This is a genomic window from Rathayibacter agropyri (assembly GCF_013249015.1).
Lineage (GTDB): Bacteria > Actinomycetota > Actinomycetes > Actinomycetales > Microbacteriaceae > Rathayibacter > Rathayibacter agropyri.
On the sequence record NZ_JABRPL010000002.1, the window covers coordinates 237837 to 252885 of the forward strand.

A 15049-nucleotide genomic window follows, 5' to 3' on the forward strand; every position below is an offset into this window, starting at 1 on the left:
GTTCGTGCGGTTCGTGCGGCTCTGGTGGGCCCCGCGAGATGCCACTTGTGACCTCGGCGTGTCATGGTCACAAGTGGCATCGCGCAGGAGGGGTCGGACCGCGCCTTAGGTGATGTCGGCGACTCCGTCGTCGTACTTCTTTTGGAGGGCGGAGAGCATGTCGGACTCGGTCGTGGAGCCGTTGATGAGTTCCTGGGTGGCGGCGACGAGGTCGTCGTAGAAGGTGGCGGTCGGCCAGTCGGGATAGAAGGAGAGCTGATCGCCGGCGACAACCGTCTTCCACTGCGACAGCAGCTCCTTGCTCTTCTCATCGGTGATGGCGGTCTCGTCGACGACCAGCGGGATGCCTCCGTTGTTGCCGATCAGATTTTGGATCTCGGGACGCATCGTGATGTCGATCCACGCGAAGGCGAGGTCCTTGTTCTGTGCCGTCTCGGGGACCACCCAGTGGTTGCCCGCGGAACCCATCGTGAACTCGGCGCCCGGGAAGAGGAAGGTGTTCCAGTCGAAGCCGGTGATCTCGGTCGTGAAGCGGCCGAACCACCACGAGCCCGAGAAGAAGATCGGGTACTTGCCCGAGATGAAGGCGGTACCCGCGTCCTCAGCCTTAAGCCCGGAGGCGTCCGTCGAGAAGTAGCCCTTGTCGGCGTACACCTTCAGCTGGTCCGCCGCGTAGCTCCAGGCCGCATCCTCGAAATCGACCTCGCCCGTGTAGGTCTGGTAGTCGGTGATCCAGGAGCGGTCGGCCTTGAGTAGAGCGAGCTGGTAGAAGAGCTGTTGCAGCGGATACTCGCCCCCGGCCTCGGCCAGGGGCGTAATCCCCTTGGCGACGAAAGCGTCGAGGACCGCGGTGAACTCCTCATAGGTGGTGGGCACCTCGAGTCCGTTCGCGGCAAAGGCGTCCTTGTTGTAGTAGACGAAGGTGAATTCGCCGTAGTTGGGAACGCCGTACCAGGAGCCGGAGCCCATGATGCCGTTCTCGTCGTACTTTGCCGTGGTCTGCAACGCCCCGGGAACCAACTTGTCCCACCCGTAGAAGGCGACCGCCTCGTCGAGGTTGGTGAGCAGTCCCTGGCTCGAGAGCAGTCCACTGGTGGCGTTGCCCTTGTTGTACTCGACCACATCGGGCGCCGAGTTAGAGTTGAAGATCTGGCTGGCGCCGGTGCGCAGCTGCTCGAACGCCTTGAACTCGTAGGCGATGTCGGCACCGGTCTCTTTCGTGAAGATGTCGCGGGCGGCGAGCCAGGCAATGCCGCGGTCGCTGTCGGGGGTCTCGAAGTCCCACATGGTCAGGGTGCGACCGGCGCCGTCGACGGTGGTCGAGAGCGGCGCGGAGCCGGCGTCGGCGCCTCCCCCCGAGCAGGCGACGAGCGCAAACATCGCGCCCACGCCCACGCCGCCGGCGAGGAGAGTGCGGCGGCTGAGGCCGATGGGCGGACGGTGGAAGGCGGAACGGGATCGGAGCGGCATGGCGGGGTTCTCCTTCGAACGGGGCGGTGATGCTCAGTGGGTGATGGTGCTGTGGGGCGCTCCCCGGGCGATGAATGTCGATGCGTTTCGACAGTCTGCGGAGGAGGAACGGTGAGAACGGACGGAGGGATCAGAGGGTGGCCGGCACTCGCACGCCGGTCGGAGCGAACGCGAGGGACCCGCGGTCGACGTAGGAGGGCGGGAGCAGCTCGACGCCGACGGTGCGGCCGGAGTCGATCTGCTGGAGGGTCCGCGCGACGGCCGCGCGGCACATCGCATCGAACGGGAGCGGAAGGCTGCTGGTGGGGACCGGGAGGGCGCCGCCGTCGTAGCTGGCGCAGGCGGCCAGGATCGACAGATCGCCGGGCACGGAGAGGCCGCGCTCGAGGACGTGCTCGATCGCCGCCTCCGCCACGGGCTCGTTGCAGTGCAGCACGAGCGCGGTGGCGGCAACCTCAGCGGCGAGAATCGCGTCGATCGCGGCAGCGGCGCTGAGGCGGCCGATGTGCGGGCGCTCGACGGCGACCGCCACGTCGAGGACGGCGGCCTCGGCGCGGAACGCCTCGTCGAAGCGGCGGACGAAGCCCGCGTTGCGATCGGTGTAGGACTGCGGGTGCTCGAGCAGGCCGATGGAGCGGTGCCCCAGCTCAGCGAGACGGCGGACGCTCTGGCGTGCCGCCTCCTCGAAATCGAGGTCGACGCAGGCGAGGTCGTGGGAGTCGGCGGGCACCCCGATGAAGGTTGCGGGCACCCCCGCCGCGCGAATCAGCTCGGCGCGGTCGTCGTCGTCGTCCACGCCCATCAGGACGATGCCGTCGACCAGGGAGGAGGAGGAGACGCGGCCGATGCCGTTCGACGCCTCGTCAGTGACGAGCAGGAGGACGTCGTAGTCGGATTCGCGGGCACGCTCGAGCACCTCGGTGACGAAGCGCATGTGGGTCGGCAGGTGGAGCTCACCGCGCATGGGGGCCGAGAGGGCGAGGATATGCGTCCGCGCCCCGGCGAGCATCCGGGCCCCGGCGTGAGGACGGTAGCCGAGCTGGCGAACCGCCTCGTCGATGCGCTGGCGCGTGGAGGCTGCGATCGAGCGCTTGCCGGAGAGGGCGTAGGAGACGGTGCTGATCGAGACTCCGGCAACGCGGGCCACGTCGTGGATGGTCGCCATGATTCCTCCTGCCGGACGTCGTCGTCGGTCACGGTCAAAGATTCGAAGCGCTTCGACCAGTGGTGCTGGAGCGACTGTACGCAGAGTCGAAGCGCTTGCGCAAGCACGGCCCTCGGTGGGGCTCAGGCAGGGATACGCCCCACTCCCGAGTTCATGGTCCGTCGACAGCGACGCCCCCGCTGCACCCCCTGTCGTTCGCTACCTCAGGTCGCTAGTCCTGGGTCGGTCCCGTCCTGCTGGTCGTTGCGTACCGCTCGGCGAGCGTGGCGAAGGCCGAGGCGAGCTCGGGCGGACCAACCACGTCCATCGGCGCGTCGAACCTTCCGAACGATGCAGCCAGTGCACTCCAGGACCAGGATCCTGCTGCAAGGCTGCAGGTGTGCTCGTCGATGGCGGCGACGGTGCCATCGCCGGCGAACGGGAGGACGTCACGCGCGGGGAGGTGAAGGATGACGGTGCCGCGGCATGGCCACGCAGTGACGTCAGACCCTGTGAAGCGGGCGGAAACGAATTCATTGACGTCGCCGCCTGGCACAGTCCGCGGGGTGAAGCGTGGACCGTGCGGTACGCGCGGGTGGATGCGGTCGACGCTATAGAAGCGCCAATCGTCACGGTCGAGATCCCATCCGACGAGGTACCAGCGCCCGTATGACGTGACGAGGTGGTGCGGTTCCACGCGCCGGGGCGGAAGGGGCTGCCGCTCGTCGGCGTCGACCACGTCACGGGCCGGGTAGTGGAAACGGAGGCTTTCGCGGTCTCGGATGCTCTGCGCGAGCGTGACGAGCACGTCGAGCGAGATGGTCACTGGCGCCGCATCGCCGGCGCGACCGATGGTGGTCACCTCGAGCGCGTCGAGGCGGTGTCGGAGCCGGGAGGGCATCACTTGACGGATGGTGCCGAGGGCGCGGATCGCGGCTTCCTCGATTCCGGCGCCCATCGCGGGAGCTGCCTGTAGAGCGATCGCGACCGCGACGGTCTGGTCGTTGTCGAAGAGGAGCGGTGGGAGCTCGCTGCCGGCGTCGAGGCGGTATCCGCCGTCGGGACCCATCGTTGCCCGGATGTTGTAGCCCATCTCCCGTAGACGATCAATGTCCCGGCGGACGGTGCGGTCGCTGACCTCCAACCGGGACGCCAAGAGCGATCCCGGCCACTCTCGGTGGGCTTGCAGCAGCGACAACAGAGTGAGCAGCCGCGATGTCGTCGTCATGTCCCTCATTCTCACTCGGTGTAGGACAGAAGCCGACCTACACGGCTGTGACAGTAGAGACATCGAGCCGAACGGGCCGACCTCATCAAGGAGCAGAGATGACCATCCAGACGACCACACACCTCAACTTCCGTGGCGACGCGCGCCAGGCGCTGGAGTTTTACCAGTCCGTCTTCGGCGGGCACGCCGTCATCAACAGCTACGCCGACGTGGGAATGCCGGCTGACCTGCCCGGTGCCGACAAGGTCGTCTTCGGTCTCGTGGCCGCAGAGAACGGCTTCCGGGTCATGGGCTACGACATCCCCGGCCAGACGGAGGGCTCGATTGCCGGCGGCGGCTCGACCCGCCGCGAGAACAACACCACGGTCACCGACCAGGCGCTGTTCGTCTCGATCGGTTCCGACACCCTCGATGAGCTCCAGGGCTACTGGGATGCACTCGCGGTCGACGCCATCGTCGTCGAGCCGCTGGCCGCGTCGGCATGGAGCGCCGGCTTCGGCATGCTCACCGACCGTTTCGGTGTCACCTGGAGCGTCAGCGTCACCGCCGCCTAGCCTCAGGCTTTCCTGCTGATGCACCTGGCGGGCACCATAGTGGATGAGGAAAATGCTCCTCACCTGGGATAAGTAGGGTCGTTGACACCTCGATGGGTTAGGACCGGCGCGGGAGGGTGCGGAGCCCCCGCCCCTCCCCGCCTCTCCCGACTCGATGCCCGTCTCCGGAGATTGAGCAGCCCGCGCAACGAGACCCGAGGACTCGTTGCGCGCAGCCATTCCCAGGAGATATGTTGGCTTCAACAACAATTCGGCGACGTCGCCGGAAAGGATTGGTTCCATGTCCCTGACCCCCACTCGCGCCGACAAGTTCTCGTTCGGCCTCTGGACCATCGGCTACAACGGGACAGACCCGTTCGGTGGCCCGACCCGCGAGCCGCTGGACGTCGTGCACGCGGTCGAGAAGCTCGACGAACTCGGTGCCTACGGCCTCACCTTCCACGACGACGACCTGTTCGCCTTCGGCTCGACCGACGCCGAGCGCCAGACTCAGATCGACCGCCTCAAGGGCGCGCTGGAGTCGACCGGGCTCGTCGTCCCGATGGTCACCACCAACCTCTTCAGCGCCCCGGTCTTCAAAGACGGCGGCTTCACCTCGAACGACCGCGACGTCCGCCGCTTCGCGCTGCGCAAGGTCCTGCGCAACATCGACCTGGCCGCCGAGCTGGGCGCCCAGACCTTCGTGATGTGGGGTGGCCGCGAGGGCGCCGAGTACGACTCCGCGAAGGACATCCGCGCGGCGCTCGAGCGTTACCGTGAGGCCGTCAACCTGCTCGGCGACTACGTCACCGACAAGGGTTACGACATCCGATTTGCGATCGAGCCCAAGCCCAACGAGCCCCGCGGCGACATCCTCCTGCCGACGCTGGGCCACGCGATCGCGTTCATCGACTCCCTCGAGCGCCCGGAACTCGTCGGCGTGAACCCCGAGGTCGGCCACGAGCAGATGGCGGGCCTGAACTTCGCGGCCGGCATCGCCCAGGCGCTGTACCACGGCAAGCTCTTCCACATCGACCTCAACGGCCAGCGCGGCATCAAGTACGACCAGGACCTCGTCTTCGGACACGGCGACCTGCACAACGCGTTCGCGCTCGTCGACCTGCTCGAGAACGGCGGCCCCGGCGGCGTCCCCGCCTATGACGGCCCGCGCCACTTCGATTACAAGCCCTCGCGCACCGAGGACGAGACCGGAGTGTGGGACTCGGCCGCCGCAAACATGCACACCTATCTGCTGCTTAAGGAGCGCGCCGCGGCCTTCCGCGCCGACCCCGAGGTCCAGGAGGCGCTCGCCGCCGCCAAGGTCGCCGAACTGTCCACCCCGACGCTCAACGAGGGCGAGTCGTACGACGACCTGCTCGCCGACACCGCCGCCTACGAGTCCTTCGACACAGACGCCTACCTAGGCGGCAAGGGCTTCGGCTTCGTGCGCCTCCAGCAACTGGCCACCGAGCACCTCCTCGGCGCCCGCTAACACCCCCTCATCTCGCGAAATGTCGCGAGATCCCCTGAAACGGACGAGATTCCCTGCCGCGGCACGGGATCTCGTCCGTTCTCCTGCATCTCGGCGGAGTCGACTCCGCCCAGACGGCCGCAATCGGACACGAACGGAAGGTGACAGCGATGACGCTTGTCGCAGGAGTCGACTCATCGACCCAGAGCTGCAAGGTGGTCGTCCGCGACCTCGACACCGGCGCCGTCGTGCGCACCGGACGGGCCAGCCACCCCGATGGCACCGAGGTCGATCCGGCCGCATGGTGGGAGGCGCTGCAACGGGCACTCGCTGACGCCGGCGGACTCGATGACGTCGCCGCGATCTCACTCGGCGGGCAGCAGCACGGCATGGTCGTCCTCGACGGCGAGGGGCACGTCATCCGCCCCGCCCTGCTCTGGAACGACACCCGCAGCGCCCCCGCGGCAGCCGCACTGATCGAGGAGCTCGGCGCCCAGGCGTGGGCTCAGCGCACCGGATCGGTGCCCGTCGCCTCCTTCACCGCCACGAAGCTGCGCTGGCTGCGCGACGCCGAGCCCGAGAACGCGAGCCGCGTCGCCGCCGTCGCGCTCCCGCACGACTGGCTGACCTGGCGCCTGCTCGGCTACGGCCCCGACTCCGCTCGAGGACCGCGGCTCGACGCGCTGACCACCGACCGCTCTGACGCCTCCGGCACCTCCTACTGGGGCGCCGACGGCTACGACCTCGACCTGCTCGAGCGCGCGCTCGGCCACCGTCCGCTGCTCCCCCGCGTGCTCGGCCCGTCGGAGGAAGCTGGCCGGACCGAAACTGGCGTCGTCGTCGGACCCGGCGCGGGCGACAACGCGGGCGCCGCGCTCGGGCTTGGCGCGGGCCCTGGAGATGTGGTCGTCAGCATCGGCACAAGCGGCACCGTCTTCGCGGTGACGGACGACCCGGTGCGTGACGCCTCCGGAACCGTGGCCGGCTTCGCCGACGCGAGCGGACGCTTCCTGCCGCTCGTCGCGACACTGAATGCGGCGCGCGTGCTGGCCTCGACCGCGACGCTGCTGGGCTGCGACTTCGACGAGTTCGCCGCCCTGGCCCTCGAGGCGGAGCCCGGAGCGGGCGGACTCGTGCTCGTTCCCTACTTCGAGGGCGAGCGCACCCCGAACCTGCCCGACGCGACGGCGAGCCTGCACGGGATGACCATTGCGTCGACCACGCGGCCGAACCTGGCGCGGGCAGCGATTGAGGGGATGCTCTGCGGTCTCGCGGACGGTCTCGACGCAGTGCGCGCACAGGGCGTCCAGGCGCGTCGCATCCTGCTGATCGGCGGTGCCGCCCAGAACCGTGCGGTGCAGTTGTCGGCCTCGCAGGTGTTCGACGCGCCCGTGGTGGTGCCGACGCCCGGCGAGTACGTCGCCGACGGTGCCGCCGTGCAGGCCGCGTGGGCGCTGACCGGCTCGCGTCCGACGTGGACGGTCACCTCGGTTGCCGAGCCTGCGCCGGATTACCGAGCGGTCATCCGCTCGCAGTACGCCGCCGCCCGGAGCTGACGCCTGTCTCTCGCGACAGCTCGCGAGAGACAGGACAGGTCACGACGTGAGCGAGTCGACGTAGTCGCGGTGCTCCCCCTCCCAGCGGGTGAGCGCGGCAGCTCGGTCACCCCTGCCGGCGTTAAACAGGGCGTTCTCGAGGGAGGAGAGCGTCGCCGTGTCCATGCGGAAGTTGCGGATCCAGCGGCTCATCGTCGGGTAGTTGGCATCGAACGACGCCGAGCCGAACGAGTGCAGGCTCTCCGCCTTGCCGAGCAGGCCCTTCGGGTCTGCGAGATTCTTCAGCGCAAAAACGTCGTACGCCCAGTGCGGGCGCCACAGCGTGACGGCGATGTTCTCGCCAGCGTGGATCGCGTTCGACAGCTCCTGCAGCATCGCCGGCGTTGAGGACGTCAGGTAGTCCATCTTCTCCAGCCCGTAGCCCGGGATGACGGCCTCGGTCATCGTCCGGTTCAGGCCAGAGCCCGGCTCGATGCCGACGAGACGGTTCCCGACAACGCCCGGGTTCGCCGCGAGCTCCTCCAGGGAGTTGATCGGGGCGTCCTCGTTCACCGCGACGGTGAGCTTCGCCTCGTCGTTCCAGGCACCGAGATCGATGATCGAGTCGCCGTGCTTCTCCACATAGCTCGCGTGTGTCACCGGGAGCCAGGTGTCGAGGGCGAGGTCGTAGTCACCGGTCGAGAGGCCCTGGAAGCCGGGCGCGACATCGGAGTTCTGCAGGGTGACGACGTAGCCCTTCGCCTCGAGCACCGACTCCCAGAGCGCCGAGACGGCGATGCCCTCGTCCCAGCCCTGGAACACGGCGATGGTGACGTCGGTGCGGTCGCCGTTGTCAACCGAGGCCGCAGCCGGCGGAACGACCAACGTCGCGGCGCCGAGCGAGGCGACCAGGCCGATCGAGACGACGCCCACGGCCGCGCGAGTCGCGATCACGGCGCGCCGATCATGGGCTCGGGCGAGGCGGGCAGGCGACGGACTGCCCAGCGCTCCGGTCATCCGGTCGAGGATCACGGCCAGGATGACCACGGCGATCCCGGCCTCGAAGCCGAGCGCGATGTCGATCCGGTTGAGGCTCGCGACTACATCTCCCCCCAGTCCCCCGGCGCCGACCATTCCCGCGATGACGACCATCGACAGCGACAGCATGATGACCTGATTGAGTCCCGCCAGGATCGACGGCAGTGCCAGCGGCAATTGGATCTGCCGAAGAATGCGCCACTTCGACGAGCCGAACGACTCCCCTGCCTCGACCAGCTCCGGGTCGACGCCGCGGATGCCCAGCTCAGTCAGGCGCACGCCCGGCGCCATCGCGAAGACGATCGTCGCGACGATCCCCGGCACGACTCCGACGCGGAACAGGATTAGCGCGGGAATCAGGTACACGAAGGCCGGCATCGTCTGCATCAGGTCGAGAACGGGCCGGATGACGGCCGACGCCGTCCGGTTGCGGGCGGCGAGCACGCCCAGCGGCACGCTGAGGGCGATCGCGAGGACGGAGGAGACGAGCACCAGCGCGAGCGAGTCCATCGCGTTATCCCACTGGTCGACCCCGACGATCACCAGGAGGCCGACGGCCGTCCCGATCGCGAGGAGCCAGCCGCGGACGGCATAGGCGAGCACGGCGATGAAGGCGACGATCACCCAGAAGGGCGGTGTGGCGAGCACGAGGTCGACGCCGGAGTAGAGCCCGCCGAAGACGGTGCGGAGCACGTCGAAGAACGGCTGGAACGTGTGGGTGAGCAGGCTGACAGCACCCTCCGCCGCGGCCCCGAGCGGGAGGCGGAAACCAAGGCCGGTCATCGAATTCCCCCCTCTGTCGCGAGCAGCGCATCGTCCACGGGTCCGCCCGTGGCACGCAGAGTCGCGGTGACGAGGTCGATCGGGAGCGTCGCCTGCGGCTCGACGACCGGCTGCTCGCCCGTCTGCACATTGCCGAGCGCGGCGAGCAGGGTCACCCGCGGGATCGCGCCGAGCAGCCGCCCCTCCGCGTCGATGACCGCGACCGGCAGAGCCGACTCGACGGCCGGTTCGATGACCTCGTGCAGCGCGGTGTCCGGAGCGACGGTGACGACGTCGGAGACCAGCACGGCCGAGAGGTCGCTCACCCCGAGGCGGACCTGCTCAATGACGTCGCTGTCGCGGACCGTCCCGAGCAGTCGGCGGCCACTGCCCACCACGAACGCCGCCGACGTCTGTAGATCTCGCATGCTGCGCAGGGCTGCGCGCGGTCCCGCGGAGAGCGTCACCACCGAGCGCGCCGGCTCCATCACGGCCGCGGCGGTGAGCACACGGGCGCGGTCCACGTCCTGCACGAACTGCGCGACGTAGTCGGTGGCCGGATCGGTGAGGATCTCCTCCGGCGTGCCGATCTGGACGATGCGGCCGTCACGCATCACGGCGATGCGGTCACCGAGGAACATCGCCTCGTTGAGATCGTGCGTAATGAACACGATCGTCTTGCCGAGCTCGTGTTGCAGCTCGATGAGCTGCTCCTGCATCTCACGGCGGATCAGCGGGTCGAGCGCCGAGAACGCCTCGTCCATCAGAACGATCCCGGTGTCGGCGGCGAGGGCGCGAGCGAGGCCGACGCGCTGGCGCATGCCTCCCGAGAGCTGGTCGGGCGTCTTCTCGTGCCAGCCGGCGAGGCCGGCGCGCTCCACGGCGAGCAGGGCGCGCTCGCGGCGCTCGGCAGGAGGCACGCCCTGGATCTCGAGCGGATACGCGACGTTGTCGAGCACCGTGCGGTGCGGGAGTAGCGCGAAGTGCTGGAAGACCATCGAAACCGACGAGCGGCGGACGCGTCGCAGCTCCGCCGCGGGGACACCGGTAATGGTGCTGCCCTCGATGAAGACCTCGCCGGCCGTCGGCTCTTGGAGACCGTTGAGCATGCGAATGAGCGTGGACTTGCCCGAGCCGGAAAGGCCCATGACGACGAAGATCTCGCCGCGGCGCACCGAGAAGGAGGCGTCGATCACGGCCGCCGTGGCGTGGTCGAGTTCAGCGCGATCGGCGCCCGCGCGCAGGCGACGCACCGCCTCGTCGGGCTTGCGGCCGAACACCTTGAAGAGGCCGCGGGCTTCGAGAGCGACGCCCGCCTCGCTCCGCGGCTCACTGAGGATCTGCTGGTTCTGCTGCACGTACGCTCCGTCGGCGCACAGGGGTGACGCCCTGCGCTCATCTCGTGGTACCGGGTCGGGAGCGTGGGACAGTCGTCCGTCGAGCCTCTTGGGGCGCCCCGCCGCTCTGCGCGGCAGGGGTGGAGGCGATCCTCGTGCGTCCGAGGCGGCCTTGGGGCCGCCTCCACTCCCGTTGACCGTACGCTCGCGGTGCGTCGTGGGGACGCCGTGCAAGCGCGGACCGGTTCATCGGGGTCCGTCAGGACCGCCGTCCACGGTAGCCGCCGAGTCGGCAGTCGGCAAACGTCAGCCGAATGCCGGGCGGCGCGTGCGGCAGCGAAGTCGTGGGGAACCGCTGGCTAGAGCAGGTTTTCCCCGTGGCGCGGCATCACCATCCGAGTGGCGCGAAGGGCCGCACCCACGAGGCTGCCGGCTCAGGACGTGATGTCGCCCGTGGGGCCGGACGGGGCCATCGCGCCGACTCCGCTCACCGGCTCACCCTGCCAGGACACGAGCGTCCACCGAGTCCCCGACCCTTCTAGCACTACGACGCCCGTGTTGTCGAGCGGAAGGGCGGCGGCGAGCGGAGCGGCACTCTCGTGGGTGCGGCGCATGGTCGAGACGAGGAGGGCGCCAATTCCCTCCTCGGCGAGCAGAGCGGGCAGTGCTTCGGCCTGGCGCCGGCCGAGGTCGGTCAGGCCCGGTCCGGGGATGCGGGTATCGAGGAGCCCGGCGACGCTGGAGGGGGTCTGGCCGTAGCGGATCAGGAGGAGGCGCATCCGCCCACGGCAACGGCCACCGGCCAGGCCGCAGCGGACGAGGCAGGCCGTTGTGCCGCTGGCGTCGACGCTGCCACCATGAAGCGGAGGCAGCCCCGAACGAGGGGCCAGCACACGGACGGGACGGACGGACATGGTCACCGACAGCGGTTTCTCGAAGGACGAGCGTGCGGCGATGAAGGAGCGCGCGGCCGAGCTGCGGGCGGAGGCGAAGCGGCAGAAAAGCGCCGATAAGGCTGACGCCGACAAAAAGGACGCGGAGGCGGCTATCGCCGCAATGACCGACGTCGAGCGCCCGATCGCGCAGATGCTGCACGACGTCGTTGCCGAGCACGCCGCCGATCTACTGCCCAAGACCTGGTACGGCTTTCCCGCTTACGCGCGCACCGACGGCAAGGCGATCATCTTCTTCCAACCCGGCGCGAAGTTCGGCACGCGCTACTCCACCCTCGGCTTCCAGGACGGCGCGCAGCTGGACGACGGCACGATCTGGCCGACGGCCTATGCGCTCACCGCCGCCGACGACACGACCCGATCGACTGTCGTCGAGCTGGTGCGCCGAGCAGCGGGACTTCCGAAGCCCCTCGCTGAAGTGCCCGGATCGGCGCACGACACGCCGTGAGCGCGCGCTCATCCGGGCAACTCAGCGGCACTCCCCTGGAGGATTCCCATGCCCCGCCCCGCCTTTCCCGCTCCGCCCAGCGCCGAGCTGCACATCCACCTTGAGGGCACTCTCGAGCCGGAGCACATCGTCGAGATTGCGAGGCGCAACGGAATCACCCTGCCGACCGAGGACCTCGACGCCCTCCGCGCCCGGTACGCGTTCACTAATCTCGCCTCGTTCCTTAAGCTGCACTACTCCAACCTCACCGTGCTCGCGACCGAGCGCGACTTCTTCGAGCTGACGACGTGCTACCTCGACCGCGCGAAGGCGGCAAACGTCCGCCGCGCCGAAATCTTCTTCGATCCGCAGACCCACCTCGGCAATGGGGTGCCGCTCGAGACGGTGATGGCCGGGATCACCAGGGCGCTCGAGTCCAGCGAGGAGAGCCACGGGATCTCGACCGCGCTGATCATGTGCTTCCTGCGCGACCTCGGTGCAGAGGCCGCGAACGAGATGCTGACCTCGATCCTCCCGTGGCGCGAGCACATCATCGGCGTGGGGCTTGACTCGAATGAGATCGGCTTCGGTCCGGAGCTTTTCGTGGACGTTTATGCGCGCGCGGCCGCCGAGGGCCTGCGTCTGGTTGCGCACGCCGGCGAGGAGGGCGGACCCGAGACGGTGGCGGCCACGGTCGAGCTGCTCAAGGTCGAGCGGATTGACCACGGGATCAGGGCGATGGAAGACCCGATGGTCGTTGCGATGCTGCGCGAGCGGCGGATCCCGGTCACGGTCTGCCCGCTGTCGAACGTGGCGCTGCGGGCGGTCGACACGATGGCGGATCATCCGCTGCCCGCGATGCTGCGCGAGGGACTGGTCGCCACTGTCTCGAGCGACGACCCTCCCTACTTCGGCGGCTACGTGGATGAGAACTACCGAGCCCTGGTCGAGGAACTTGGGATGGATGACGCACAGCTGGAGCGGCTCGCGCTCAACTCGTTCGATGCGGCGTTCATCACCGAACAGGAGCGCGAGCGATGGCAGGCGGAGGTGCGCGCCCACTACAGGCCGTGAGGGGCGCCGCCGTGCGGACCGCCGGAGCGGGACCACTACCGTCTGTAAAGCCGCGGCACTGTCCGTAATCAAGGTCAGATACCTGAAACCACGCCCCCCACCGTCCTCTGGTGAGCGCAGCGATCGCTCTCGGCGTCGGCTCCGGCGCCGCCGCCATCGCAGCATTCTTGGGCGCGTCAGCGTTGGCGAGACGCGTGGAGCATGCGTCAGGATGGACGCCATGACGACACGCGTGGACGGCCTCTACGTCTATCCCGTGAAGGGCATGACCCCGCAGCCGCTCCCGCGGGTAGCGCTCACCACCGGCCGCGGCGTCCCCTTCGACCGCACGCTCGCCCTCGCCCGGCCCGGAGGCGCCTACAGCCCCGGGATGCGGCACGGGATCTCCAAGCGCGAGTACTTCGTCCTCGTCGCCGAGGCCCGCCTCGCCGGTCTGACCACGCACATCGAGCCAGAGACCGGCGTCTGGACCGTCGACGTCCGGGGCCACCGCGCCCTCACCGTCGACCTCGGCACCGAGACCGGTCGCACCGAGCTCCGCGCCTTCTACGCCCGAGTCCTCGATCTGCCACTCGGCACGGAGCCGGTGATCGCGCAGGACGAGGGCCGCCGCTTCACCGACACGGCCCGCACCTCCGACATCGAGATGGAGTACATCTCGCTGATCAACCTCGCGAGCGTCCGCGACTTCGCCGAGCGCATCGGGCACAAGGTGGACCCGCTACGGTTCCGCGGCAACATCTACCTGGAGGGCCTACCCGCCTGGAGTGAACTCGACCTCGTCGGCAGCGAGTTCACAGTCGATGACCTGCGACTGCGGATCACGAAGCCGACCGAGCGCTGCGCCGCCACCGAGGTCGAGCCGGGAACCGGGCGACGCGACCTGCCGGTGCCGCAGTTGCTGCACAGCACCTACGGCCACGACCTCCTCGGTGTCTACGCCCAGGTGCTCGACGGCGGCACGCTGAGCGTCGGCGATGAGCTGGTGCTTCGTGGCTGAGCTGCGGCTCGTGGTGGCCGAGCGGGAGCCACTCACGCCCGCCGTCACCCGCTTTGTCCTCCGCAGCGCTGACGGCACACCGCTTCCCGGCTACTCCGCCGGAGCGCACCTCACGCTGACGACACCGTCCGGCGACCGTCGCAGCTACAGCCTCCTGGAGGCGGGGTCCCCGGAGCCTCCGCAGTATGCGATCGCCGTACGCCGCGAGCCGGAGGGACGTGGTGGGTCGCGGAGCCTCCACGACGACGTGCGCGTGGGCGACGTCCTTGAGGCAGCGACACCCGCGAATACCTTCGCGCTCGAGCCCGCCGAGCGCTACCTCCTGATCGCTGGCGGGATCGGCATCACCCCGATCCGCGCGATGGCCGCCGAGCTGCGGTCTCGCGGCGGTGCGGAGGTGCAGGTCGTCTACCTCAGCCGGGATCCCGACGACGCGGCCTACCTCGACGAATTCGCGGCGAGCGGCGCGCTCGTGCACCACAGCTCCATTCACGGCCGACTCGACCTCTGGCCGTTAGTCGCCGAACCGGACGACTCCGCCCGCGTCTACTGCTGCGGCCCGACGGCCCTGATCGACGAGGTGCTCGCCCTCACGGTGCACTGGCGGCCGAGCCGGATCCACATCGAAGACTTCGCCGGAGTCGACGCTCTCAGCGGCAGGGTTGCTCCGTTCACCGCCGTCTGGGGGCCAACCGGCGCGGCCGTCGACGTTCCAGCCAACCGGTCGATGCTCACAGCATTGCGTTCCTCAGGGATCGATGTGGACTCCTCTTGCGAGTCAGGTACCTGCGGCACCTGTCGCCTGCGCCTCGTCCAGGGCGCGGCCGACCACCGTGACCTCGTGCTCAGCACCGAGGAGCGCGAGCACTGGATCATGCCGTGCGTCTCGCGGGCGGCCGGCGATGAGCTGGTCGTCGCCCCGGAGTGACGGCCATCTCGCCTCGCTCCTCCACCACTTGCTTTCTCACCGCAACCGGGCATACACTCAATCACCCAAGGGGTGATGACATACCAGCAACCACACGTGCCCTTAGACATTCGTTAACCTCAGGCGGGCACCAGCCCGCAGGCGGTGAG

The 15049-nt window shown here is 68.9% G+C and carries 12 protein-coding genes and 1 pseudogene; 7 read left to right on the plus strand and 6 right to left on the minus strand.

Annotated features, from left to right (window positions below; genetic code table 11):
• Positions 1 to 105: 105 nt before the first annotated feature.
• The 3 genes from HRF29_RS06675 to HRF29_RS06685 form a co-directional block, all read right to left on the minus strand.
• Positions 106 to 1470 (minus strand): ABC transporter substrate-binding protein, encoded by a 1365-nt coding sequence (locus HRF29_RS06675; RefSeq protein WP_246226806.1) that lies wholly within the window; start codon positions 1468 to 1470, stop codon positions 106 to 108.
• A gap of 130 nt (positions 1471 to 1600) precedes the next feature.
• A complete protein-coding gene (locus tag HRF29_RS06680; RefSeq protein ID WP_173246625.1) occupies positions 1601 to 2635 on the minus strand; it encodes a LacI family DNA-binding transcriptional regulator in 1035 nt (344 codons plus the stop codon).
• Positions 2636 to 2846: 211 nt separating this feature from the next.
• A complete protein-coding gene (locus HRF29_RS06685; protein WP_173246628.1) occupies positions 2847 to 3842 on the minus strand; it encodes a helix-turn-helix transcriptional regulator in 996 nt (331 codons plus the stop codon).
• A gap of 98 nt (positions 3843 to 3940) precedes the next feature.
• On the opposite strand from HRF29_RS06685, the gene HRF29_RS06690 reads away from it, so the two are divergent.
• The 3 genes from HRF29_RS06690 to xylB all read left to right on the plus strand — a co-directional run bounded on the left by HRF29_RS06690 (position 3941) and on the right by xylB (position 7402).
• A complete protein-coding gene (locus tag HRF29_RS06690; RefSeq protein ID WP_173246631.1) occupies positions 3941 to 4396 on the plus strand; it encodes a VOC family protein in 456 nt (151 codons plus the stop codon).
• Between the two features lie 280 nt (positions 4397 to 4676).
• A complete protein-coding gene (xylA, locus tag HRF29_RS06695; protein ID WP_173246634.1) occupies positions 4677 to 5867 on the plus strand; it encodes a xylose isomerase in 1191 nt (396 codons plus the stop codon).
• A 149-nt stretch (positions 5868 to 6016) separates the two neighbouring features.
• On the plus strand, positions 6017 to 7402 hold the full coding sequence (gene xylB, locus HRF29_RS06700; protein ID WP_173246637.1) for a xylulokinase: 1386 nt from the start codon (positions 6017 to 6019) through the stop codon (positions 7400 to 7402).
• 39 nt (positions 7403 to 7441) lie between these two features.
• Here the strand turns inward: xylB and HRF29_RS15300 are convergent, their stop codons facing one another.
• The 3 genes and pseudogenes from HRF29_RS15300 to HRF29_RS14865 all read right to left on the minus strand — a co-directional run.
• Positions 7442 to 9202: a glycine betaine ABC transporter substrate-binding protein gene (locus HRF29_RS15300; protein WP_173246640.1), complete on the minus strand. Its 1761-nt coding sequence runs from the start codon at positions 9200 to 9202 to the stop codon at positions 7442 to 7444.
• Positions 9199 to 10539 (minus strand): quaternary amine ABC transporter ATP-binding protein, encoded by a 1341-nt coding sequence (locus HRF29_RS06710; protein ID WP_343043676.1) that lies wholly within the window; start codon positions 10537 to 10539, stop codon positions 9199 to 9201. Before HRF29_RS06710 ends, HRF29_RS15300 begins: the two co-directional genes overlap by 4 nt.
• 512 nt (positions 10540 to 11051) lie before the next feature.
• Positions 11052 to 11297: pseudogene (locus tag HRF29_RS14865) on the minus strand (histidine phosphatase family protein); the annotation flags it as partial.
• Between the two features lie 133 nt (positions 11298 to 11430).
• On the opposite strand from HRF29_RS14865, the gene HRF29_RS06720 reads away from it, so the two are divergent.
• The 4 genes from HRF29_RS06720 to HRF29_RS06735 all read left to right on the plus strand — a co-directional run bounded on the left by HRF29_RS06720 (position 11431) and on the right by HRF29_RS06735 (position 14900).
• Entirely contained in the window at positions 11431 to 11919 is a 489-nt protein-coding gene (locus HRF29_RS06720; protein WP_173246643.1) for a hypothetical protein, read from the plus strand.
• Between the two features lie 48 nt (positions 11920 to 11967).
• Complete coding sequence (locus HRF29_RS06725; RefSeq protein ID WP_173246646.1) at positions 11968 to 12972, plus strand: adenosine deaminase; 1005 nt, start codon at positions 11968 to 11970, stop codon at positions 12970 to 12972.
• Between the two features lie 220 nt (positions 12973 to 13192).
• On the plus strand, positions 13193 to 13972 hold the full coding sequence (locus HRF29_RS06730) for an MOSC domain-containing protein (protein ID WP_173246649.1): 780 nt from the start codon (positions 13193 to 13195) through the stop codon (positions 13970 to 13972).
• Positions 13965 to 14900, plus strand: coding sequence for a 2Fe-2S iron-sulfur cluster-binding protein (locus HRF29_RS06735; protein WP_173246652.1), 936 nt, complete (start codon positions 13965 to 13967; stop codon positions 14898 to 14900). The genes HRF29_RS06730 and HRF29_RS06735 overlap by 8 nt, the downstream gene beginning before the upstream one ends.
• Positions 14901 to 15049 lie beyond the last annotated feature (149 nt).